General features: G+C 66.5%; 19 protein-coding genes. 9 read left to right on the top strand and 10 right to left on the bottom strand.

All coding sequences use genetic code 11. The annotated features are described in order from the left end of the window. Nucleotides 1-11: 11 nt before the first annotated feature. Genes DL519_RS12325 through DL519_RS12315 form a run of 3 tightly spaced genes read right to left on the bottom strand, consistent with a single transcriptional unit; the run spans nucleotide 12 to nucleotide 3148 of the window. Nucleotides 12-803, bottom strand: a complete 792-nt coding sequence (locus DL519_RS12325) for an HpcH/HpaI aldolase family protein (protein ID WP_190814817.1) — start codon at nucleotides 801-803, stop codon at nucleotides 12-14. A 33-nt stretch (nucleotides 804-836) separates the two neighbouring features. Continuing rightward, nucleotides 837-2288: an aldehyde dehydrogenase family protein gene (locus DL519_RS12320; protein ID WP_190814815.1), complete on the bottom strand. Its 1452-nt coding sequence runs from the start codon at nucleotides 2286-2288 to the stop codon at nucleotides 837-839. 41 nt (nucleotides 2289-2329) lie between these two features. Beyond that, the gene (locus tag DL519_RS12315) at nucleotides 2330-3148 is read right to left on the bottom strand and encodes an SDR family NAD(P)-dependent oxidoreductase (RefSeq protein ID WP_190814813.1); all 819 of its coding nucleotides are present in this window, start codon (nucleotides 3146-3148) and stop codon (nucleotides 2330-2332) included. Nucleotides 3149-3409: 261 nt separating this feature from the next. Here DL519_RS12315 and DL519_RS12310 point away from each other — a divergent pair, with 261 nt between their 5' ends. The 5 genes from DL519_RS12310 (at nucleotide 3410) to DL519_RS12290 (ending at nucleotide 10861) form a co-directional block, all read left to right on the top strand. After that, entirely contained in the window at nucleotides 3410-4249 is an 840-nt protein-coding gene (locus tag DL519_RS12310) for a hypothetical protein (protein ID WP_190814811.1), read from the top strand. A 90-nt stretch (nucleotides 4250-4339) separates the two neighbouring features. Continuing rightward, nucleotides 4340-7366 (top strand): FAD-binding and (Fe-S)-binding domain-containing protein, encoded by a 3027-nt coding sequence (locus DL519_RS12305; protein WP_190814809.1) that lies wholly within the window; start codon nucleotides 4340-4342, stop codon nucleotides 7364-7366. Beyond that, nucleotides 7363-8853 carry an NAD-dependent succinate-semialdehyde dehydrogenase gene (locus DL519_RS12300; RefSeq protein WP_190814807.1) on the top strand — a complete coding sequence of 497 codons (1491 nt, stop codon included), beginning with the start codon at nucleotides 7363-7365 and terminating at the stop codon, nucleotides 8851-8853. Before DL519_RS12305 ends, DL519_RS12300 begins: the two co-directional genes overlap by 4 nt. A gap of 158 nt (nucleotides 8854-9011) precedes the next feature. Beyond that, nucleotides 9012-9743, top strand: a complete 732-nt coding sequence (locus DL519_RS12295; protein ID WP_223838842.1) for an IclR family transcriptional regulator — start codon at nucleotides 9012-9014, stop codon at nucleotides 9741-9743. A 167-nt stretch (nucleotides 9744-9910) separates the two neighbouring features. Next, entirely contained in the window at nucleotides 9911-10861 is a 951-nt protein-coding gene (locus DL519_RS12290) for an aldo/keto reductase (RefSeq protein ID WP_190814803.1), read from the top strand. Between the two features lie 82 nt (nucleotides 10862-10943). Here DL519_RS12290 and DL519_RS12285 read toward each other — a convergent pair whose 3' ends face one another. The 3 genes from DL519_RS12285 to DL519_RS12275 all read right to left on the bottom strand — a co-directional run bounded on the left by DL519_RS12285 (nucleotide 10944) and on the right by DL519_RS12275 (nucleotide 14730). Then, entirely contained in the window at nucleotides 10944-11723 is a 780-nt protein-coding gene (locus DL519_RS12285; RefSeq protein ID WP_223838837.1) for an SDR family NAD(P)-dependent oxidoreductase, read from the bottom strand. Beyond that, a complete protein-coding gene (locus tag DL519_RS12280) occupies nucleotides 11720-13030 on the bottom strand; it encodes an MFS transporter (RefSeq protein ID WP_190814801.1) in 1311 nt (436 codons plus the stop codon). The genes DL519_RS12285 and DL519_RS12280 overlap by 4 nt, the downstream gene beginning before the upstream one ends. Nucleotides 13031-13224: 194 nt before the next feature. Beyond that, nucleotides 13225-14730, bottom strand: coding sequence for an aldehyde dehydrogenase family protein (locus DL519_RS12275; protein WP_190814799.1), 1506 nt, complete (start codon nucleotides 14728-14730; stop codon nucleotides 13225-13227). A 562-nt stretch (nucleotides 14731-15292) separates the two neighbouring features. Between DL519_RS12275 and DL519_RS12270 the strand changes: the two genes are divergently transcribed. Continuing rightward, nucleotides 15293-16086, top strand: a protein-coding gene (locus DL519_RS12270; protein WP_223840204.1) for an IS5 family transposase whose coding sequence is annotated in 2 segments (ribosomal slippage) — nucleotides 15293-15629 and nucleotides 15629-16086 — 795 coding nt in all. Because the reading frame shifts where the segments join, the coding sequence is not laid out codon by codon here. A gap of 98 nt (nucleotides 16087-16184) precedes the next feature. Then, nucleotides 16185-16978, top strand: a protein-coding gene (locus DL519_RS12265; protein WP_223840204.1) for an IS5 family transposase whose coding sequence is annotated in 2 segments (ribosomal slippage) — nucleotides 16185-16518 and nucleotides 16518-16978 — 795 coding nt in all. Because the reading frame shifts where the segments join, the coding sequence is not laid out codon by codon here. A gap of 41 nt (nucleotides 16979-17019) precedes the next feature. Here the strand turns inward: DL519_RS12265 and DL519_RS12260 are convergent. Together DL519_RS12260 and DL519_RS12255 are read right to left on the bottom strand one after the other, a co-directional pair. After that, nucleotides 17020-18438 (bottom strand): MFS transporter, encoded by a 1419-nt coding sequence (locus DL519_RS12260; protein WP_190814797.1) that lies wholly within the window; start codon nucleotides 18436-18438, stop codon nucleotides 17020-17022. Next, nucleotides 18435-18878, bottom strand: a complete 444-nt coding sequence (locus tag DL519_RS12255) for a MarR family winged helix-turn-helix transcriptional regulator (RefSeq protein WP_190814795.1) — start codon at nucleotides 18876-18878, stop codon at nucleotides 18435-18437. The genes DL519_RS12260 and DL519_RS12255 overlap by 4 nt, the downstream gene beginning before the upstream one ends. Nucleotides 18879-19021: 143 nt before the next feature. On the opposite strand from DL519_RS12255, the gene DL519_RS12250 reads away from it, so the two are divergent. Continuing rightward, nucleotides 19022-19402 carry a hypothetical protein gene (locus DL519_RS12250; RefSeq protein WP_190814793.1) on the top strand — a complete coding sequence of 127 codons (381 nt, stop codon included), beginning with the start codon at nucleotides 19022-19024 and terminating at the stop codon, nucleotides 19400-19402. Between the two features lie 146 nt (nucleotides 19403-19548). Next, the gene (locus DL519_RS48600; RefSeq protein ID WP_263399631.1) at nucleotides 19549-19677 is read left to right on the top strand and encodes a hypothetical protein; all 129 of its coding nucleotides are present in this window, start codon (nucleotides 19549-19551) and stop codon (nucleotides 19675-19677) included. A gap of 626 nt (nucleotides 19678-20303) precedes the next feature. Here DL519_RS48600 and DL519_RS12245 read toward each other — a convergent pair. Further along, nucleotides 20304-21389: a tartrate dehydrogenase gene (locus DL519_RS12245; RefSeq protein ID WP_190814791.1), complete on the bottom strand. Its 1086-nt coding sequence runs from the start codon at nucleotides 21387-21389 to the stop codon at nucleotides 20304-20306. Nucleotides 21390-21492: 103 nt separating this feature from the next. Beyond that, nucleotides 21493-22404: a LysR family transcriptional regulator gene (locus DL519_RS12240; protein WP_190814789.1), complete on the bottom strand. Its 912-nt coding sequence runs from the start codon at nucleotides 22402-22404 to the stop codon at nucleotides 21493-21495. Nucleotides 22405-22447 lie beyond the last annotated feature (43 nt).

Genomic DNA, 22447 nt, shown 5'->3' with positions numbered 1-22447 from the left:
TGGCATGTCGATCAGTCGAACTGCCGGCGCTTTTGTGCTGCGGCGGCGCTGAGGAATGAGATGTCGTTGCCGGTGGAGACGTAGCCGGCACCGAGGTCCAGATATTGGCGAATGAGATCTGGCCGTCCACCCATTCCGCCGATGCCCACGGTCTTCCCGTGTGCTCGGCAGGCGTCGATGATGTGGAGGAACGCCTTGTGCACCTGGGGGTGGTCCACTTGCCCTGCGACACCCAGCTCGACGCTGAGGTCGCTCGCACCCACGAGGAGGAGGTCCACGCCGTCCACCGCGGCGATGGCGTCCGCGGCGTCCAGGCCGGCCCGGGATTCGATCTGTGCCACCACCATGGAGGCCTGGTCGAGCTCGCGGACGGTCTGATCGGCGGGGAGGGACCGGTAGTGCAGCTGGGGCGCCGCACCCGCCAGGGAACGCTCACCCAAGGGCGCGTGTTTGACGGCGCGAACCGCGGCGCGCGCCTCGTCGGCGGACTCCACGCCGGGCACCATGATCCCCATGGCTCCGGAATCCATGACCCTGGCGATGAAGGCTGGATCCAGGTCGGGGATGCGGACCAGGGGAGTGACGCCCAGGTGATTGCAGGCCATGCAGATCTGCCCCGCGGCTTCCAGCGGGAAGCTGCTGTGCTCCATGTCGATGTAGACGGAGTCGAAACCTGCCGTGTGGGCGATGGCGGCGATGTCGACGGTCCGCACCAGTCGTACGGTCATCGAGAACACCGTCTCGCCCCTGGACAACTTCTCCTTGGCAGGATTGCGCAGCAGGCGGGTGGTTTCGTCGTTCATGTTGTTCAAAGCTCCTGTCCGACTTGGAATGTCTCAGCCGAACAGAGTCGGCAACGCTTGCGCCTCGTCCTCGAACCCGTAGACGGATTTGACTTCGAGGTATTCTTCGAGCCCGAACCTGCCCATCGAGCGGCCGATGCCGGACTGCTTGTAACCGCCCATGGGTGTGTAGGAATCCGTGGCCGCGCCGTTGTAGCTGACTCGTCCGGCGCGCAGCCCGTTCACCACTCGGCGGGCTCTCTCCCGGTCGCCACCGAAGACGAAACCGCCTAGCCCGTAGGGCGAATCGTTGGCGATGCGCAGGGCATCGTCCTCGTCGCGGTAAGGCAGGACGGCCAGGACGGGGCCGAAGATCTCCTCGCGGGCGATCCGCATGTCCGGTGTGACTCCGGTGAACACCGTCGGTTGCACGAAATGGCCCCGTTCGAGACCGTCAGGGCGCTCGAGGCCGCCGGTAACGAGGTTGGCGCCCTCATCGAGGCCGCTCTGGATGTGCTCTCTGATCGACTTGTACTGGGCGGTGCTGACGACCGGGCCCATGGTCGTCGAGCTCTCAAGCGGGTCGCCCAGGCGATAGCGGCGTGCCTCGTCGACCAGGAAGGGCACCACCTGCTCCACCTGGCTTTCTTGCACCAGCATTCGGCTGGGGGCGTGGCAGGACTGACCGGCGTTGAAGAAGCAGCGCTGGACGTTCCAACGCGCGGCCTGTTCGAGGTCGGCGTCGGGCAGCACGATGTTGGCCGACTTCCCACCCAGTTCGAGGCAGACGCGTTTCACGGTGCCCGCGGCGGCGACGCCTACCTGCTTGCCGGCGGCGGTGGATCCGGTGAAGGAGATCATGTCCACGTCCGGGTGGTGGGACAGCACATCGCCGACGTCGCGGCCGGCGCCATTGACCAGGTTGAACACGCCCGGCGGCACATCGGCTTCGTGTAGCACCTGGGCCAGGAGGGCGCCGCTCGCGGCTGAGTTGATACTGGGCTTGGCGACCACCGTGCACCCGGCGGCCAGAGCGTAGATCAGCTTGATCACGCCGGTCTGGATCGGCCAGTTCCACGGTGAGATCAGCGCGCAGACGCCGATCGGCTCGCGACGGACGATGGCGCCGTCCACACGTGACTCGAAGGGGTACTCGCGCAAGATGTCGCGGGCTACCTTCATGTGTTGAGCCGGGCCCGTGACCTGAGCGCGGTTGCTGACGGGAATGCCGACCTCGCGCGCGATCAAGTCGGCGAAGTCATCGATGTAGGACTCGTACACGTCGATGACCCGGTCGATCAACGCGATCCGGTCGTCCACCGAGGTGGTGGAAAAGCTATCGAACGCGCGCCGGGCTGCGGCGACAGCGCGGTCTGCATCCGCAGCGCTGCCCAGAGTCACCCGGGCGAAGGCCTCCTCGCGGGTGGGGTCGATGAGCTCCACTTCGCGGGGCTCGATCGGTTCGGTCCATCGACCGTCGATGTAGAGGTGCGGGTACTGCCTCATGAGCGAGGTCTCCTCAGACTGCGTGTGGCGTGTCCGGTGGGTCAGCTGCTGTGGGTGTAGCCGCCGTCGCAGGCGATCGTCTGGCCGGTGATGAACGCGGACGCAGGTGTGGCCAGGAAGAACATGACGCCGACCAGGTCGGTGGGGAACATGTTTCGCGGGATGCACTGCTGGGACGCCGCGCGCGCACGTGCCTCGGCGGTCTGGTTGCGCTCGACCTCTGTGGTGACCATGCCCGGCCGCACGCAGTTGACGGTGATCCCGTGGCCGCCCAGCTCGCGCGCCAGGGAGTTGGTCATGCCGATCAAGGCCGACTTGGAGGTGACGTAGTGCAGGTAGTTGCCGACGCCGCGGGTCACCGAATCGGATGAGATGTTGATGATGCGGCCGAAGCCCGCCGCGCGCATATGAGCAGCGACCGCCCGAACGCACAGGTAGCTGCCGGTGACGTTGACGTTCAACACTTTTTCCCACTGCTCGAGCGGGATCTGGTCGAACGGTCCCTTCTCGATGGTCGCGAAGATCGAGGCGTTGTTGATCAGCACGTCGACCCGGCCCCACTCCTGGATGACGGTGTCGACCATTGCGACGACGGACGCCTCGTCGGCCACGTTCACCTTGACGGCCAGACCGACCCCTCCGGCGTCATGGATCTCCTTGACGACCGCGTCCGCCTTGTCGATGTCGAGGTCGGCCACCACGGCGAAGGCTCCGGCTGCGGCGAATTGGCGGGCCAGCTCACGGCCGATGCCCTGGGCGGCACCGGTGACGATGACCACCCGCGCCTCGACGCTGAAGTCCCTTGCCGAAGCCGGAACTCCGGAGTCGTACGGGGTGTCAGTGAGCGGTGTCGTCGTCATTGTCGATCCTCGTGGCGTCGCGCTTCGTAGTGGGCGTGCGGGCAGTGGTGGACGGGGCTGGTGCTGTCTTGACCGCCTGGCACTCACGCCTCGCGAAAAGGCGGTGTCCCCTGATTGCTGGTGGACAATATCCCGTAATATAGGATATTGTCAATCGCGGCGGCCGGCCGCGCGCTGATGCAGGACTGCGGCGGGTGGGACGGGCGCCGCATCCCATCGGCCTTTGCTGCGGGATGGCATCGATTTCGTGAAGGAGCAGAGATGCGGGTAGGTAAGGCATCCGACGCCGACGTCGAACGAGTCGGAACCATGCGTGAGGGGAAGCTCGACCAGAAGCACCTGCTGTTCGGTGAAGACGGCTCGCCCAACAACTACGACCTGAACATGGGCCTCACGGGCGGTGGTGGTTGGCGGACCCCTCGTCACCGGCACAACTTCGACCAGATCCGCTACGTCATTCAGGGCACGCTGCCCTACACCGAGAACGACGTGCTGGAACAAGGGTGGGTGGGCTACTTCCCTGAAAGCGTCCACTATGGACCTCAGGAGCGTGCCGAGGGACTTCGCACCATGGTTCTGCAGTGCGGCGGTGCGAGTGGCGCCGGCTATCTGAGCGTCGCGCAGCGCGAGGCTACGAACGCCGAGCTGGCCAAGACCGGTGAGTTCAAGAAGGGCCTGTACCACTACACGGACGACAACGGTGTGCCCCAGACCAAGGACGGTTCGGAGGCGATCTTCGAGCACGCCACGGGGGGCAAGCTCGAGTTCGCGACTCCGCGCTACACCGACGTCATCGCGATGAACCCGGCGGCCTACGACTGGCTTCCGCAGGGTGAAACGGGCGTGTGGGAGAAGTGGCTGGGAAGCTTCACGGAACGCGATCTGCGGATCGGGTTCGTGAGCCTGGACGCAGGCGCGGTGTACCAGGCGGGGCAGTTCCCCTCCATCGAGATCTTGTTCCAGATCAACGGCCAGGTGACGGCGGGCGGTGAGAAGTACGGCCCCGAAACCGGGTACGAATTCCTGGCCAATGAGGGGCCGGTGCCTGTCGAGGCCGTCGAGCCGACCGAGTTCTTGCGCGCGGTGCTGCACACGTTCTGAGCCGGTACGGCGCAACACGGGGCACATCGCGGCCCCGTGTTGCGCTTACCGGCCACCGCCCGCCCCTTACGCGAGAAAGAACTCATCCCCATGACCGATTCCGCCGACGATCCGGTGTTGGACGACCCGAAACCGCTGCACCGAGGCAACTTCATCAACGGGCGCGATTCGGCGGCGGCGTTGCTCCGGGTGCTCGCGGAAGCGGGGGTGCCGGCGGACGCGTCGCCGCGGCGGCGAGCCGAGTACTCCTACGACGCCTCCAACTACCGCGTCGAACCGCTCGCGGTCGCGTTCCCGCGCACCGTAGACGACGTCGTGGCCGCCGTCGCGGTGTGCCGGGCCACCGGCGCGGCGGTCATCGTCCGAGGAGGCGGGACGTCCATGGCCGGCAACGCCGTCGGCCCCGGGCTCGTCCTGGACTTCTCGCGGCACATGGACCGCGTCCTCGCCGTCGATGAGGAGGCCAGGACGGTCGACGTCGAACCCGGTGTCGTCCTCGCGGCGCTGTCGAGCGAGGTGGAACTTGCCACCGGCGGTCGCTGCACGTTCGCGCCGGACCCGTCGTCGAAGAACCGCGCCACGGTCGGCGGGGCGATCGGCAACGACGCGTGCGGCAATCACTCCGTCCGCTACGGCCGCACCTCCGACCACGTGGCAGAGATCGACCTCGTCACGTCCGATGGCGCGCGGCTGACGGCGACCGAGACAGGTCTGCGGGCCACCGATCCCGCCGACTCGTTCTCCGCCACCCGAGCCGAGTCCCTCGCGGCGTCGCTGGCCCGGCTCGCGCAGCAGAACCTGAGCACCCTCCGCCTCGAACTCGGACGCATCCCCCGGCAGGTCTCCGGCTATCACCTCGAGAATCTCCTGCCGGAGAAGAGGTTCAACATCGCACGTGCCGTCGTCGGCTCCGAGGGGACGTGGGCCGTGGTCGTCGGCGCTCGCATGAAGCTCGTGTCGAAACCGGCCAGCGCGCTGCTGGTATGCCTCGGCTACCGGGACGTCGTCGACGCCGCCCGCGACGTCCCGACGATCCTCGAGTTCTCGCCGGCCGCCGTCGAGGGCACCGACGAGGCCATCGTCGCCACGATGCGCCACCGTCGGGGCTCCGGTTCCGTCTTGGGCCTGCCCGAGGGGCAGGCGTGGCTCTTCGTGGACCTCGACGGCGACGACCCGGAATCAGTGCACGTCCAGGCGGACCGGCTCCTCGACCGGCTCGGTGAGAACGGGCGCCTCGTCCAAGGCCGTGCGGCCGTGGACCCTGCGGAACGCATTTCGCTCTGGCGCGTCCGGGAGGACGGCGCGGGCCTGTCCTCCCGTCTGGCGTCGGGAGGCGAGGCGTGGCCGGGCTGGGAGGACTCGGCGGTCGCGCCCGAGCGGCTCGCCGACTACCTCGCCGACCTTCGCGCGCTCCTGGCCGAGCACGAGCTCGCCGGGGTCATGTACGGGCACTTCGGGGCCGGCTGCATGCACATCCGCATCACCTACGACCTGCGCAGCGAGCAGGGCCGTGCGGTTTTCCGCGAGTTCACCCGCCTGGCCGCGGAACTCGTGGTCCGCCACGGCGGATCGCTGTCCGGCGAGCACGGCGATGGCCGCGCTCGCTCCGAGCTGCTGTCCATCATGTACTCGCCCGAGGTGATGGCCGCGTTCGCCGAGTGCCGTCGTCTGTGGGACGCCGCAGGCATCCTGAATCCGGGCTCGTTGACCGATCCCGACCCCATGGACGCCCACCTCGCCCTCGCGGGGGTGCCGGAGCGCGAATGGCGCACGAGCTTCGACCTGCGTCCGGCAGCATCCGCCGGGACGGATCCCTGGGTCCACGCCGTCTTGGGTTGCATAGGCGTGGGGCGGTGCCGCGCGGACAGCGGCGGGGTGATGTGCCCGAGCTACCGCGCCACGCGGGACGAGAAGGACTCGACGCGAGGCCGTGCGCGCGTCCTGCAGGACATGGTCCGTGGCGCTCGCACGGTTGAGGAGGGCTGGCGGTCAGAGGAGGTCCGGGAGGTGCTGGACCTGTGCCTGGCGTGCAAGGCCTGCTCGACCGACTGCCCGGCCGGCGTGGACATGGCCACGTACAAGGCCGAGTTCTTCGCCCACTACTACCGCGGCCGCCGCCGGCCGCTCTCGCACTTCTCGCTCGGCTGGCTGCCGCGGTGGCTCAAGCTGACAGGCCTCTTCTCCGGTGTCGTCAACGCGGTGCTCGCGACTCCGCTGGGCAATGTCGCGGCGGCGGCGGGTGGGCTCACCACGAAGCGCGCGCTTCCGCGGTTCGCCGGCGCGGGGGAGTGGCGACGCGAGATCGCCGACGCCGCCCTGGCTGCGGGGGCCGACGGCGAAGACTCGGTGGTCCTGTTTGTGGACACGTTCACGCGCGGCTTCCGGCCCGAGGTCGCGGGTGCAGCGGCTCGCGTCCTCGCGGACGGCGGCAACGCCGTCGAAAGCTCCGCCGACGGCTGCTGCGGCCTGACCTGGATCTCCACGGGCCAGCTCGGCACCGCGAAGCGGCTGCTTTCCAAGGCCGCGGAAGCGCTCGACGACGGCACCGACCGGCCGATCGTCGTCGTCGAGCCGAGCTGCGCGGCCGCGCTCCGGAAGGATCTGCCCGAACTCGTCCACACGGAGCAGGCCGAGCGCGTCGCGACGCGCGTGCGCAGCTTCGCCACGCACGTCGCCGATCGGGTGTCCGCGGGCTGGAAGCCGTCCCCGGCGAGGCCCGCGCCGGAGCAGGCCGTGCTCCAGACGCACTGCCACGAGTACTCGGTCTTCGGGGCCGCGGCCCAACGGACGGCGCTCAAGGCGGCCGGCGTGCGCAACGTCGTCGACGCGAACGGATGCTGCGGCGTGGCCGGGAACTTCGGCTTCGAAGCCGACCACTACGACGTGAGCATGCAGGTCGCGGAGAACGCGCTAGCGCCCGCGCTCAGGGCCACCGACCGCGACGTCGCCGTGCTGACCGACGGCTTCTCGTGCGCCAGGCAGGTGGACCAGCTCGATCCCTCGAGACCCGGCCTGCACCTGGCCCAAGTCCTCGACCCGGGCACGACCACGGTCGCCGGCCCGACTTCTACCACCACCAGAGACCGCCACACCAAGGAAACAGAGGAGCGCCAATGACCGCCAATGCCAGCGACGTCCGCATCTCACAGGAATCACGCGAGGCTCTCGCCGAAGTCAGCACAGGCATCTTCATCGACGGGCAGTGGGGCGAAGCCGCGTCCGGTGCCCGCTTCGACGTCGTCAATCCGGCGACCGAGGAAGTCATCGCGACCGTGGCCGATGGTGGCCCCAAGGACGCGCAGCGCGCCATCGAAACCGCGGGTCGAGCGCAGAAGGACTGGGCCAAGACAGCTCCCCGCGAGCGCAGCGAGATCCTGCGCCGCGCCTACGACCTGCTCATGGCGCGGCAGGACGAGCTCGCCCTGATCATGACCGCCGAAATGGGCAAGCCGCTCGCCGAGGCGAAAGGCGAGGTCGCCTACGCCGCCGAGTTTTTCCGCTGGTTCTCCGAAGAAGCCGTCCGCATCGGCGGCGACGTCACGACGACGGGCGACGGGAAGAACCGCATCCTCGTCTCGCGTGAACCCGTCGGCCCGTGCGTTCTCGTCACCCCGTGGAACTTCCCGCTCGCCATGGGCACGCGCAAGATCGGACCGGCGATCGCGGCCGGCTGCACGATGGTGTTCAAACCCGCCGCCCTCACCCCGCTCACGTCCCTGGCGCTCGTGGACATCTTGGTCGAGGCGGGGCTGCCCGCAGGCGTCCTCAACGTCGTGTGCACGACCAAGGCGTCTTCGGTGGTCTCGCCGTGGATGTCGAGCGGCATCGCCCGCAAGATCAGCTTCACGGGCTCGACCGAGGTGGGCGTCCGCCTGCTCGAGCAGGCGTCCCAGCACGTCATGCGCTCGTCGATGGAACTGGGCGGCAACGCCCCCTTCATCGTCTTCGACGACGCGGACCTGGATCGTGCAGTTGAGGGGGCGATCGCGGCCAAGATGCGCAACATGGGCGAGGCCTGCACTGCCGCGAACCGCATCTTCGTCCAGCGGCCCGTCGCCGAGGAGTTCGCTCGCCGTCTCGCCGCGCGGATGGGCTCGCTGTCGGTGGGCGACGGCGCCGAGCGGGGCACCGAGGTCGGTCCGCTCGTGGAGGAGAAGGCCCTGCGGAAGGTCCAGGAGCTCGTCGACGATGCCGTCGGCAAGGGCGCGAAGGTCGTCTGCGGCGGGAACCGGCCAGACCGGCCGGGCTATTTCTACTCGCCCACCGTCCTCTCGGACGTCTCTGCGGAGGCGGACCTCATGACCGAGGAGATCTTCGGCCCGGTGGCTCCTGTCGTCGCGTTCGACACAGAGGAGGAGGCCGTCCGCATGGCCAACGACACCCCGTGGGGGCTGGTGAGCTACCTGTTCACTCAGGACGTGGACCGGGGTTTCCGCGTGGGAGAGGCCCTCGAGGCCGGAATGGTCGGTCTGAACACGGGCCTAGTGTCCAACCCCGCCGCACCGTTCGGCGGCGTCAAGGCCTCGGGGCTCGGCCGCGAGGGCGGCCGTGTGGGCATCGAGGAGTTCCTCGAGTACAAGTACATGGCGGTCCCGCGGGTGTAATCTGCTGGAAGCGGCCGAGAGGCTCAGGGCCTGACGAAGCTCGGACCCTGAGCCTCGGGCGGAGAGTGTGACCTGTTTTGACAATATCCCACAATGCGGGATATTCTTAGGCTGTGACAGCGACATCGACTCCGGACAGCGCGAGCAGCCTGGCCAGGATGCTCCACGTGCTGCAGCTGTTCAGCGAAGCCGAGCCCGAATGGTCGACGGCCGCCATCATCGAGGCCCTGGAGACTTCCAGGTCGACGGGATATCGCTACATCAAGACCCTGCACGAGGCGGGACTGCTCAGCACAGTGCGCAATGGCTACTACACCCTGGGCCCGCGGATCATCGAGATGGATCTGCAGATCCGCGTGACGGACCCACTGCTTTTGGCCAGCCATGGTGTGCTCGAGGATCTGGTGGACAAGATCGGGCACTCGGCTCTTCTGTGCACCGCGTATCGTGATTCGGTCCTGTGCGTCGGCGAGTGCCGCGCCCCGGATAGCCCTGCCAACCGGTTCAGCCGCGGGCAGCGGCGCCCGCTGTTCCAAGGAGCGACGTCGAAGGTCATCCTGGCTCATCTCCCGCATCACCGCCTGAAAGCTATCTACCCTCGTCAGCGCAAGGAAATCGAGAACGCCGGGCTGGGCAGCTCGTGGAGCGACTTCCGCACGACCCTGGGGCAGATCAAGAAGGACGGCTACCTCTTGACCATGGGAGAGTTCAACCCCGGCGTCTACGGCGTCGCGGCACCCGTGCTCACCGATCAGAAGACTGCCCTGGGGAGCGTGGGTGTCGCCTGGGAGAAAGAGCGGCGCGACGTCGACGTCGAGCACGCAGTGCTCGCCGTCAAGCAGGCGGCAACGACCATCTCGGAACGCATGATGGAGAAGCAGCGGCACTGATTGGGTCACGGGGCCGCGTCAGTGTTTGACGTTGACCACTCACCGCCTCGGCGTCGATAAGCAGGGCAGCGAAGACCGGGTCCCCGGTGCAGGTGCCGCGACGCATCTCCATTGCTGCTCTACACGCCTTCGGGCCTTGAGTAACGCCTACTGATTGGGAAACGACTATGCAGGCTGTTCCATTCGGCCCGACCAACACCAAGGCCCCCAACATCATCGCCGGGATGATGCGGATCGCGGACAAGACCGATGAGCAGATCCGCACGCTTTACACCACCGCCCGTGAGGCCGGGATCGACTTCTTCGACCATGCGGACCTCTACGGCTTCAAGCACCCGGGCGGCGGTCCGCACCTGTGCGAGCGCAGGTTCAGCGAGGCGCTGGGACTCTCCGGTGCGGAGCGCGAGCAGATTACGCTGCAGACGAAGACCACCATTGTGGACGAGGAATGGCACTACGACTCGTCCTATAAGCACATCGTGTCCTCTGTGGAGGATTCCCTGCGGGCGCTCGGCACGGATTACATCGACGTGCTGCTCCTGCACCGCCCCGATGCCCTCGTCGAGCCCGAAGAGGTGGCGCGGGCCTTCGACGATCTCGAGTCCGCCGGCAAGGTCCGGAGGTTCGGCGTCTCCAATCACACCCCGCGGCAGGTCGACCTGCTGAAGACGGCTGTGCGCCAGCCCCTGGTGGCGAACCAGGTGCAGCTGTCGGTGACCCACTCGACGATCGTGGCGCAGGGGCTGGCCTCCAACATGGTGGAGGAGGCCGATTCGCTCACCCGCGACGGTGGCGGCATCGTCGACTACTGCCGCATCAACCGGATCACCATCCAGGCATGGTCTCCGTTCCAGAAGGGCTTCCAGGACGGGGTCTTCCTGGGATCCGAGGAGTATCCGGAGCTCAACGCCGCCCTCGACAAGCTCGCGGCGAAGTACGGTGTCACCCCCATCGCGATCGCCACGGCGTGGATCACCCGCCACCCGGCCGGCATGCAGGTGGTACTCGGTACCACCACCCCGCAGCGAGTCGCCGATGCCGCAGCCGGCTCGGATATCCCGCTCACCCGCGCCGAGTGGTACGGGCTCATCCAGGCAGCAGGCCACCGCGTGCCGTGAGGTGGCGCGGGTAGCTCAAAGAGATCGGCCCCGCGGTTCAAGGTTCGTCACCTGGACCGCGGGGCCGAAGACGTCGAAATACTCAATGGAAAGAACGTCCGCCGTCCGCCGCTAGCGCCGCGCCCGTGATGTACGACGATTCGTCGCTGGTCAGGAAGCAGATGGCGCGGGCGATCTCGAGTGGGCTCGCCAGTCGTTTCAGGGCGTAGTTGGTCACGTTTTCGCGGTGACCGTCCGCCATGGCGGTGTCCACCATTCCCGGGCAGATGGCGTTCACCCGGATTTCGGGCGCCAGTTCAGCGGCCAGTGATTTGCTGAGGCCGATCACGCCCGCTTTGGACGCCGCGTAGGCGGTAAGGCCTGCTGCGTTGGGCAGAAGGCCTGCCGCCGAAGCGATGTTGACGATCGTTGCCTTTTGCTCTCGCGAGAGCCACGGCAGACAACTGCGTGCGACGATGTAGGCGCCGGTGAGGTTGACCTCGATCACGTTGCGCCAGGCGGTAGCCGGAACATCGTCGGCGAATCCGCGGAACATGATTCCCGCGGCGTTGACGACACCATCAATTCCGCCGATCGCACCGGCGGCATGCTCAACCGCGTCGGCGACCGCGTCTTCGTCCGTGATGTCGACGGCAACGCATTCTCCGCCGGTGTGCGCAACCGTCTCCTCGAGCGCGTCCTTGTCGCGGTCCAGGAGTGCCAGAGCAGCACCTTCGCTCGCGAAGAGCTCCGCCGTGCGGCGTCCGATACCTGATGCCGCTCCCGTCACCAGCACTCGGCGTCCCTGCAGCCGGCCGATCGGCGCTTCGCTCGCAGACTTCGACTCAGACAAGCCGGACTCCATTTCGTACTCGGTCGTCATTCGCATTCCTTGTCCGCCTGGACCTGCGCAAGCCCGTTTCGCTCAGTCGCGTCGTGAAGGGTGAATTCGGCGAGATCGAGCTCTTGGCCTTCCCTCAGTTTCGACACGGCGACGGCCGAAACGATGATGATCGCGGAGGTGAATGCGGCAACCAGAGCCGGCCCTCCCAGCGCGGTCAGCCCCGCGGCGACGAAGGGAGCGGGGGCGGAGAACACGAGATTGGCTCCCGTGTACGCCAGGGCAGTGCCGGAGTAGCGGACATCGGTCGGGAATTGCTCGGCGAACAGTGCGGGTTGGGCGCCGGAGAGGAACTGGATCGAGGCCAGTACCAAGGTCACGATCAGTCCGGTGACGACCACGCTGGTGCTCGCCACCGTGAAGAACAGCACGACACCGATGAAGCAACCCGCGAGACCGGCGTACCAGACCGGCTTGCGCCCGATGCGGTCGCACGTGAGCCCGCCGATCACCGCGGTGAGGACGGAGACACCGTTCGCGATCATGAGGATCACGAACGCATCTTGGGAAGACATGCCAACATTCGTCGTCAGGTAACTGAGCCCGTACACGGCGATGAGGTAGAAGCTGAGGGTCGTGCCCGACCAGGCCAGCAGCAGCAGGACGACCTGTCGCGGATGGGTCCACAGCACGCGCAGCCCCTTCGCGCGGGTCGCCCCCGGCTGCGGAGCCGCTTCCTCGTTCGTTGCGGCGAATGCGGGTGTCTCTTCCAATCTACGTCGGATGAAGTAGGCGATCCCGACGATGAACACGCTGCCGAGGAAGGGAATCCGCCATCCCCAGCTCTCGAACTGAGCCGGAGTCAACATGACGCTGAGCACGACGATGACCAGGTTGGCCAGCACTTGGCTGATCGGTGAGCCGATGATGATGAGGGACCCGAAGAACCCCCGTCTGCCTCTCTCGCAGTGCTCCATGGTCAGGAGTTGACTGCCGCTGGATTCGCCACCCAGCGAGAAGCCTTGCAGGCAACGCAGTACGACGAGCAGCACCGCGATCAGGATTCCCTGGTTCGTCGGCAGGAGACCGATCAGAACCGATGACCCGCCCATCATGAGCAGGGTCGCGAAGAGAACGGGCTTGCGACCGTACCGGTCACCGAGGTGCCCCAGCACAACCGCGCCGATCGGTCGTGCGATGAAACCGACGCCGAAGGTCGCGAACGAAGCCAGCAGACCCGCCGTTGAACCCAGTTGGTGAAAGAAGAGCCTGGGGAACAGCGTGGCGGCAAGTGCGCCATAGATGGCGAAATCGAAATACTCCAGGGTATTTCCCAGGGTCGCGCTCACTACGGCACGAATTTGCATCGACGGCCCGGGTATGCGTCCCGATCTCGCTGAGTTCAGCTGTTTGGACGAGGAGTTCGGCATCATTGACTACTCCAGAATTTTGCCACGGGGTGGCGAACGAATTGTCTGTAAAGCCGATGATCGCAGCGATAGCAGGATGGCGAGTTTCGCTGGTCAGGCCTGCGGGAAGCGGCTCACTGATCGCCGTAGGGCAGCGCGCGGTCCGTGGTGAGGTCCCAGACCACCGCCTTGCGGCGCGTGTACATCGCGACCGAGGCGAATCCGTTCTCCTTGCCGAATCCGCTTTGCTTCATCCCGCCGAACGGCACCGTCGGGTGGAACGAACGGTAGGTGTTGATCCAGACGGTGCCGGCGACGAGGTTCTGGGCCAGGTACTGGATCGTCTGGGCATCGTTGCCCCAAACCTGCGTGCTCAAGCCGAATTGCGTCGCATTCGCGCGCGCGAGCGCTTCGTCCACGTCCTCATAGGACAGCACGCTCGCCATCGGCCCGAAGGCCTCGGTCGTGGCTGCCGGGTTGTCATCAGTGACGTTTGCCAGCACGGTCGGCTGGTAGAAGGCACCCTGAGCGAGCTCGCCGTCCTCGGCCGGCGCCCCGCCCGCGAGGCACGTCGCGCCGCTCGCCACGGCTCGCTGCACGAGATCGTCGACGTGATCGCGGTGTTGGCGAGTGATGAGCGTGCCCATTTGCGACGACTCCCGTGTGGGCAGCCCGACCCGGATCTTTTTCGCGAGCGCCGCCAACTCGTCGCATACTTGTTCGTACTTCGAGGCGGGAACGAGGATGCGGGAACCCGCGACGCAACTTTGCCCGCTCTTGGCGAAGTTCGAGTGGAGGACGGACGGGATAGCCGTTCGAAGATCGGCGTCCGGCAGGAGGATCGCTGGGCTCTTCCCGCCCAGCTCGAGAAACACCGGCACGATGTTCGCGGCCGACTGGTTGATCACCGCGCGGCCGGAGTCGGGGCCACCGGTGAAGGCGATCATGCCGATACCCGGGTGTTCGGTCAGAAGCGGACCGACGACCGATCCGCGGCCGCTCACGACGTTGACGACGCCTGCGGGAATGCCCGCGTCGAGAGCGAGCTCGGCGAGCCTGTAGTTCAGCAGTGGGGCGACCTCCGGAGCCTTGATGACGATGCAGTTGCCCGCCACCAGGGCCGGACCCGCCTTGAGTGCGATGGAATTGGCGTTCCCGTTGTACGGACTGATCCCGGCGACGACGCCGAAGGGCTCATCCACTCCGTAGGACAGGCGACCCGGCAACTGGGCGTACGTCTGGCCTTCGAGTTTGTCGGCGAGGCCGGCGTAGTACCGAAGGATTCGCACGCACGAATCGAGGTCGCCGATCGTTTCGCGCCTGAGGTGTCCGACGTCGGCGACTTCGATGTCGGACAGCTGGTCCCGGTGCGCGGCGATGGCGTCGGCCCAGGCGGCCAGAAGACGGCCCCGAACCTCGGGGGCTGTGCGCCGCCAGGTCGATTCGTACACCTGCTGTGCCCGGGTGACGATGCCGTCGAGCTCGTCTGCGGTGACCTCGTGCAGTTCGGCAATGGTTTCACCAGTCGCCGGGTTCTCGACCGGCATCACATGCCCGTCGGGCCGGTCCTCAATTCCATCGGCAGAGATATAACCGAGCGCAGGACGCGTGCGCGCTGGGTTAGGTGCTGCTGTGCTCATTTCCGAGTCTCCTCCGATAGTGCGGCTGGGCTGTACGCCCTCCCCGTGACAACCTTCCGCACCGTCTTTTGCTTTTCTGGCAGTGCAACGATTTGCAGAGTGCCTGAGATCGTTCATCCGGGTACTGATCGTGGTGAGCACCCGATCAGCGTCACCGAAACACGAGCGTGGACAGAGCGACCGCGCGAACTCGATACCGCCGTAGCGTGCCGAGGCCGAATAGGTGGTTCCCCGTCGGGTCAACGTCGACCGAGGTCTCGCGCAACCTCCTGTCCGGTCTCCGCTCGACGTTTGTCGAAACCTCGGCGGTCCGCTGTTCGGTTTCGTCCCGAGTGAATCGCGGCCGGGAACCCGGCGTCCAAGACACGTTACCGATGCAATGGATAGTGCCCACCTATCAGAGCTGGTGAGCCGCGTGCGGGCTCGCGCAGGGGAGTGGTGCCGGCTCGCAACTGAGGCGGCCCCGATCCTAAGAGTTCCTAACAAAATGATCACTTGACGTGCCATAGGTTCCTTGATCGTAGATCATGAACAGGTGAGGAAAGGTGAGCAACCGCCATGGATCGTCCCCGACGAGCTGTGGGAGCGAATCGAGCCGGTGTTGCCGCGTTGGGAGAACGCGCTGCCCAAGCTGGGCCGCAAGCGGCTGCCGGACCGGCTGGTCTTGCAGGGAATCCTGTTCGTGCTGCATACCGGGATCCAGTGGGAGTTTCTGCCCCAGGAGCTGGGGTTTGGATCCGGAATGACCTGCTGGCGGCGCCTGGCGGAATGGAACGAGGCCGGGGTGTGGCAGCGGCTGCACGAGGCGCTTTTGGCCGAGCTGAACGCGGCCGGGAAGCTGGACTGGTCTCGGGCGGTGATCGACAGCTCGCATGTGCGGGCGGCGCGGCGCGGCCCAAAAGCGGCCCGAGCCCGGTCGACCGTGCCCGGCCGGGCTCCAAGCACCACGTGATCACCGAGGGCGGCGGCATTCCGACGGCATTCAGCCTGACCGGCGGCAACGTCAATGACGTCACCCAGCTCCTCCCACTGGTCGAGGCGATCCCGCCCGTGCGAGGCAAGCGCGGGCGCCCCCGCCGCCGACCCGATGCGCTGTACGCCGACCGCGCCTACGACTCTGATAAACACCGGGACAAGTTGCGCGCCAAGGGAATCGACCCGCAGATCGCCGAACGTGGAACCGGCCACGGCTCCGGACTCGGCGTGATCAGGTGGGTCGTCGAGCGCACAATCGCCTGGTACCACGGCATGCGACGTCTGCGCATCCGCTGGGAACGCCGCGACGACATCCACGAGGCGTTTCTCGGCCTGGCTACCTGCATCATCTGCTACCGACACATCAAGATCCTTTGTTAGGAACTCTAAGAGTTCCTAACAAAATGATCACTTGACGTGCCATAGGTTCCTTGATCGTAGATCATGAACAGGTGAGGAAAGGTGAGCAACCGCCATGGATCGTCCCCGACGAGCTGTGGGAGCGAATCGAGCCGGTGTTGCCGCGTTGGGAGAACGCGCTGCCCAAGCTGGGCCGCAAGCGGCTGCCGGACCGGCTGGTCTTGCAGGGAATCCTGTTCGTGCTGCATACCGGGATCCAGTGGGAGTTTCTGCCCCAGGAGCTGGGGTTTGGATCCGGAATGACCTGCTGGCGGCGCCTGGCGGAATGGAACGAGGCCGGGGTGTGGCAGCGGCTGCACGAGGCGCTTTTGGCCGAGCTGAACGCGGCCGGGAAGCTGGACTGGTCTCGGGCGGTGATCGACAGCTCGCATGTGCGGGCGGCGCGGCGCGGCCCAAAAGCGGCCCGAGCCCGGTCGACCGTGCCCGGCCGGGCTCCAAGCACCACGTGATCACCGAGGGCGGCGGCATTCCGACGGCATTCAGCCTGACCGGCGGCAACGTCAATGACGTCACCCAGCTCCTCCCACTGGTCGAGGCGATCCCGCCCGTGCGAGGCAAGCGCGGGCGCCCCCGCCGCCGACCCGATGCGCTGTACGCCGACCGCGCCTACGACTCTGATAAACACCGGGACAAGTTGCGCGCCAAGGGAATCGACCCGCAGATCGCCGAACGTGGAACCGGCCACGGCTCCGGACTCGGCGTGATCAGGTGGGTCGTCGAGCGCACAATCGCCTGGTACCACGGCATGCGACGTCTGCGCATCCGCTGGGAACGCCGCGACGACATCCACGAGGCGTTTCTCGGCCTGGCTACCTGCATCATCTGCTACCGACACATCAAGATCCTTTGTTAGGAACTCTAAGAGGATCGAGGCCGCCTCGGAGCGCTGGAGTCTCAGGTTGAGGGTGTTCTGGCGTGCCGCTGTGGACGCGGCATCTGCGATGAGGTCACGAGACCGATCAGCAGCACGATGCTTGCGGCGACGATGAACCAGCCGACTCGGTGAAGGCCGGCGTCGTCGATGGTTCCGCCGGTCGCCAGTTGTAGGACGACTACCGCGACGTTGGCGCCCGTGAAGGCCACGGTGCGATACATCCCGATACCGGCGCCGACATCGTCGACCGTCGTCACCGCGCTGATGAGGCTCTGATTCCCGATATTGTTGAAGCCGTTGGGGATTCCTGCGACCGCGGCCACGATGAGGAGGACCGCGAGGGGTGCGGTGGAGCGCTCGACGATCGCTATCAGGACGCCGCTTGCGATCAGGGCGAAGGTACCGATGAGCAACGTCGCACGTGCGCCGAACCGGTGGGTCGTGGTCGACCCCGCCCTGGTTGCCAGAACTCCGACGGCGGCCACGGGCAGCATGGTGAGTCCGGCCTCGGTTGCGCTCATCCCGCGCACGGTTTGGAGCCATTGCGGAATGCCGAAGAACACGCAGTAGAAGCATGTGTAGGTCAGCAGCGTGCGCCCGAGCGTTGCGCACAGCGCGCGGTTGCGGGCCAGCGCGCGCACGTCGACGAATGGGTCTGTAGCGCGCCGTTCGCGTGCTATGAACGCTGCGACCGCTGCCAATGTGATCGGAAGCATCCAGTACAGCGGTGTTGACCGCAACGAGACGAGGAACAGCATCGCCGTGCTGACGGTGAGGGCGAACAGGAGGATGCCGGCGAAGTCGAGGCCACGGACCGCGCGCCAGGTGGACGTGTGTGAACCACGCCCAGCGAAGCCGACATCGGCCCGCAGCACCGCGGCTGCACTGAGCGCGGCCGCCGGGAGATTGACCCACAGGATCGAATGCCAGCCGAACGTCCCGGTGAGCAGGCCGCCCACCGTCGGTCCCAGTGCGGCGATCGATTGTCCGCACATCACCAGCGTGGCCATCGCGGTGCGGGACGAGCGGGCATAGCGTTCGGCGTAGGCACGGACCATCGTCATAGCGGTCGGCATGTGGACCGAGATGCCGGCGCCGATGAGGATGTACACGGCGATCAGTTGTCCGATGTTCGACGCGAACATGCCGGCCGTCGAGGCGATGCAGACCATCCCCAGGCCGGTCAGGAAAACCCGGCGAGCCCCGAATATCGAACCGAGGCGGCCTGCCATCGGTGCGCACACCGAGGTGCTGATGTACATGGCGGAGATGATCCACGAGATGCCCGAGGAAGTGCCGAAGTCAGCGGCGATCGCGATGATGGCGACGGCGATCATCGACGAGTTGAGCGGTTGGAGCACGCTCCCGGTAGCGAGTGCGCCCCTCACGCGGAAGGGGATCGGAGCACGCTCGGCTGGCCGGGTGCCGGTAGCGCTCATCGTTGGTCGCTCGCGGGCGAGGCTTCCGCCTTGGCCAACCGGCGCAACAGGTCGCCGGCGAGGAACAGCAGTTCCTTCTCGACGGTAGTACACCGTTCGTCCATCACTTCGCTGAGCCAGTTGCTCCGCTTGCCCCGGTCCTCCTCGAGCATCCGGCGCCCTGCCGGGCTGACACTGACAAGAACCGCCCGGCCGTCGGCGGGGTCCGCCTCCCGCGAGACCAGGTCATGCTCCGCCAGAAAGGCGACGGTTCGGGCGATGGTCTGCGGCGCGACCATTTCGACGTCGGCGAGCTCACGCGCGCTGAGCGGACCGAGGCGGTCGATGTGTCCTAGCGCCTGCAGCTGCGTGGGAGTCAGGTGATGGGCGGAGTTCGTCGTCCTGATCCTGCGGTTGAACAGCACGATGTCTTCTCGGAGTTGATCTACACGTGGATCCACGGTCACCTTTCGCGCGCAATATAGACAGCGTAGGTGCTAATAATAGCGCACATTGTCCCAGAGCATCCGAGGATGTGCGTCGAATATAGACAGCAGTGCTGGGTAGTTAGCTGGAAAGTTGGGCTGGCGCAGGTGGTGAGTGCGTGGTGAGTGCGGATCTGCGGCGGTTGGGTGCGATGACGCGAGGCGTGATTGTGTCGCTGGGCCTCGCTGTCGATGACCTGGAAGCCGGGCACTACGACGCGGAGGTCCGCGATCGGCTGGGGTGTACCTGGACAACCTCGCCACAGCCCTACGCGGCCGGGGGCATAGGAACGCCGTCTCGGTCGTGGACAGCGAGAGGACAGATCAGTGATCGCGGTGCGGCGACTGATCGGGCGCTGATCGAGCGTGAGCCGAGGCGTGTGGTGATCACGAGTGATCTGGCCGCACCGCCCGCTGACGAGCAGCCCCTCCTTTGCCTGGCGTGGGCTACCGGCCCTGCCGCGCTGGAGCAGCTACTCGCCGCGCTTCAGCGGCTCTGACACGACGCTGCCGCCGACCCGGCCCGCGCCCGTGTTCCCCGAACTGCCTCGGTGCCGAACCCTGATCGGCACCGGGGCACGCCGACCAAGTGGAACGAACGACAGCGCAAGCACGAGTTCGGAGGTTGACTGTGGAGTGGTGCAGCGTGAACGGCCAGGCGGCCGGCCTCAGGGCGCGCATGGTGCAGTTCATCGGCGGGGAGCCGACTTTGCACCCATCGTTGCCCGCGCTGATCTACCTGCTGCTGCACCTGGTCGGTGTCACCAAGGGCTGATCAGCATGCCCAGCTCGAACCTCAGCCGGGACGACAGGCTGAACGACGATCTCAACGAAACCGGCCGCCGCGACGGACGCTGGCATCAGTCGTACTGCGGTCGCAGTCCGCCGGGGTTCCGCCACACGCGACCGACCTCCTGCGCAAGTCGACGGTCTTGATGATCCGAGGCTGGCCACGGGACGCCGGCAGGACACCAACCGATCCGGTGCCGGCTTCAGCGGGCGGCGAGGAGTTCCAGCCGCGACGCGAGCTCGTCCGTGTGTCCCGCGCCGCAGCGGAACTGATCTGAGGCGGATCAGTATTGAGGATGATCAGCAATAGTGCGTATTCATCGGGCTGCCGCGCCGCCACGGACTGACCGGATCGATGGGCCGCGTCGGCGCATGCGGCGGCAACGCCGCCTGAGCGAACTCGCGCCGATCGAGTTGGAGACCAACTACATCACCGCGCCAGCGGCCTGAAACAAGTCGACCCCGAGTGACAGCCGAATTCTGGACAGCCCTCGGCGATGTTCTATGGCAGGTCAACGATCCCTAGCTCATGGGATTCAGCTTCGCCTGGGACAAGAGATCATTCCGGTGGCGTACCTGTACCCGGTGGTGTGCTCCGGTGGGGGGTGTGGTTCAGAGGTTCTCGATGATCGAGCTGATGACCTGGTCGGTGGTGGCCGTCCCACCCACGTCAGGTGTGGTGATTCCCGCGCCTGTGGTGGCTTCGATGGCCTTGCGCAGCCGGGCTGCATCGTCGGCCAGATCGAAGTGGTCGAGCATGAGCGCGGCGCTGCCGATGGCGCCGATCGGGTTGGCCAGCCCCCGGCCTGCGATGTCGGGGGCCGAGCCGTGGACAGGCTCGAACATCGAAGGGAACCGGCGTTCTGGGTTGAGGTTCGCGCTGGCGGCGAGACCGAGGCTTCCGGCGAGCGCGGAGCCTAGGTCAGAGAGGATGTCGGCATTGAGGTTGGAGGCGACGACGACCGATAGGTCTTCGGGGTGGAGGACGAACTTGGCCGACATGGCGTCGACGAGCACACTTTCGGTCTCGACGTCGGCGTAGTCCTTCGCGACGCGGGCAAAAGTCTCGTCCCAGAGCACCATTCCGTACTGCTGGGCGTTGCTCTTGGTCACTGAGGAGACTTTCTTGTGCGGCCGGGTGCGGGCGAGCTCGAAGGCGAAGCGGATGATCCGTTCACAGCCTTGCTCTGTGAACAGCGCCGTCTGGACGGCGACTTCATTGCCGGGGCCGCGACCGGAGAGATTGCGTCCGCCGAGACCCGCGTATTCGCCTTCACTGTTCTCGCGGACGACGACCCAGCCCAACGGGGTGTCGTCGGCCTTGCGAAGTGGCGGAGTGATGCCCGGGTGGAAGTGAACTGGGCGGATGTTGGCCCACTGGTCGAAGTTCTGGCAGATGCGCAACCGCAGCCCCCAGAGACTGATGTGGTCGGGGACGGACGGCCAGCCGACGGCGCCGAAGTAGATCGCGTCGAACTCCTCGAGCGCAGCGAGACCGTCGTCGTCCATCATTCGGCCGGTCTTTTTGTAGTAGTCGCAGCCCCAGGGGAATTCTGTCCAGGCGAAGCTGAACGCGCCGCCGGATGCTTCGGCCAGGGTGTCGAGGACGGTCCGCCCGGCAGCGACGACCTCGGCCCCAACACCGTCGGCCGGGACGGCCGCGATCTTGAACGTGCGATTTGTGGGCGGTGTTGACATCGGGACGACTCCCAGGAGATTGCGGTCGGTGATGTACCCGAGTCAAGCTCGACAGAAGTCGCGACGTCCAAGACGTAGTTGCGATGCCATCCATAGGGTTTGGTTATGACAGCTGTTCAGCGTCGATGTAGCTGCCTGGGCGGTAAGAGCGAGCCACGGCGAGAAAGGCCTGTGCTGCGGGTGTCAGTGGGGCCTGTCGGCTGAGCAGGGAGATGTGCAGTTGGGTCGGTGGGGCGATCCGGGCGACCAATGCCCCGAGTCGGCGTGCCATCGGTGCCCAGGCTGACGGGAGGACCGCGACCCCGATGCCCTGCATCACCAGCGGGAGGATCGAGGTGCGGTGGGCCACCTCCGCGACGATCTCCAGGTCCGTGCCGGAGGCCAGCACTTCGTCGACGATCTGCCGCATGAGGCTTCCGGGCGGCGAGACGATCAGCCGCGCGCCGACCAGCGCCGACCGCTGGATCGGGTTGCCGCTGGGGAAATCGGTGTCGGCCGCGCCGACGAGGACGAAGTCCTGGGCTTCGAGCGGGAGCACGTCGACTCCGGGGGCCTGCACGTCCTCCTGTGCGCCGACCAGACCGAGCTCGCAGCTGCCCTGCTTGACCTTCTGCACGACTTCTTCTGGGGTGAAGGCGGCGTCCGCGGCGACCGTGACGCCCGGATGGCACTGGGTGAACAGGCGAGTCAGTGTGCCGAGGGGTTCGATCCCGGCGGAGGAAATCGTGACGAGTTCGACCCGGCCGCGCTGCACTCCCTTCAGCGAGTCCATCGTCGCTCGAGCCGTGCGCATGTCCCGGAGGACCTGGCTAGCAGGCTCGATCAGCTCGGTCCCGGCGTTGCTGAGAACCACGCCGCGACCGATCCGGTGGAACAGCTGGACGCCCAGTTCTCGCTCGAGACCGGCGATGGTCTGCGACAGCGAGGGCTGGGCGATGTGCAGTGCGTGCGCTGCCCGGCCGAACCCGTTGTGTTCGACGATCGCTAGGAAGCACTCGAGTTGCCGCACATCCATCGGAGCATGTCCTCTGCATTGGTTCGGAGTCGAATCGACGCAG

Source organism: Saccharopolyspora pogona, assembly GCF_014697215.1.
In the GTDB taxonomy this organism is placed as follows: domain Bacteria; phylum Actinomycetota; class Actinomycetes; order Mycobacteriales; family Pseudonocardiaceae; genus Saccharopolyspora; species Saccharopolyspora hattusasensis.
Note: the sequence above shows the minus strand (reverse complement) of the source record. Positions and strands in the feature narration are given on the sequence as shown.

Excerpts from the sequence above, each read along its gene's own strand:
- DL519_RS12325 (WP_190814817.1), bottom strand. The coding sequence starts at position 803 with ATGAACGACGAAACCACCCGCCTGCTGCGCAATCCTGCCAAGGAGAAG.
- DL519_RS12320 (WP_190814815.1), bottom strand. The coding sequence starts at position 2,288 with ATGAGGCAGTACCCGCACCTCTACATCGACGGTCGATGGACCGAACCG.
- DL519_RS12315 (WP_190814813.1), bottom strand. The coding sequence starts at position 3,148 with ATGACGACGACACCGCTCACTGACACCCCGTACGACTCCGGAGTTCCG.
- DL519_RS12310 (WP_190814811.1), top strand. The coding sequence starts at position 3,410 with ATGCGGGTAGGTAAGGCATCCGACGCCGACGTCGAACGAGTCGGAACC.
- DL519_RS12305 (WP_190814809.1), top strand. The coding sequence starts at position 4,340 with ATGACCGATTCCGCCGACGATCCGGTGTTGGACGACCCGAAACCGCTG.
- DL519_RS12300 (WP_190814807.1), top strand. The coding sequence starts at position 7,363 with ATGACCGCCAATGCCAGCGACGTCCGCATCTCACAGGAATCACGCGAG.
- DL519_RS12295 (WP_223838842.1), top strand. The coding sequence starts at position 9,012 with ATGCTCCACGTGCTGCAGCTGTTCAGCGAAGCCGAGCCCGAATGGTCG.
- DL519_RS12290 (WP_190814803.1), top strand. The coding sequence starts at position 9,911 with ATGCAGGCTGTTCCATTCGGCCCGACCAACACCAAGGCCCCCAACATC.
- DL519_RS12285 (WP_223838837.1), bottom strand. The coding sequence starts at position 11,723 with ATGACGACCGAGTACGAAATGGAGTCCGGCTTGTCTGAGTCGAAGTCT.
- DL519_RS12275 (WP_190814799.1), bottom strand. The coding sequence starts at position 14,730 with ATGAGCACAGCAGCACCTAACCCAGCGCGCACGCGTCCTGCGCTCGGT.
- DL519_RS12260 (WP_190814797.1), bottom strand. The coding sequence starts at position 18,438 with ATGAGCGCTACCGGCACCCGGCCAGCCGAGCGTGCTCCGATCCCCTTC.
- DL519_RS12245 (WP_190814791.1), bottom strand. The coding sequence starts at position 21,389 with ATGTCAACACCGCCCACAAATCGCACGTTCAAGATCGCGGCCGTCCCG.
- DL519_RS12240 (WP_190814789.1), bottom strand. The coding sequence starts at position 22,404 with ATGGATGTGCGGCAACTCGAGTGCTTCCTAGCGATCGTCGAACACAAC.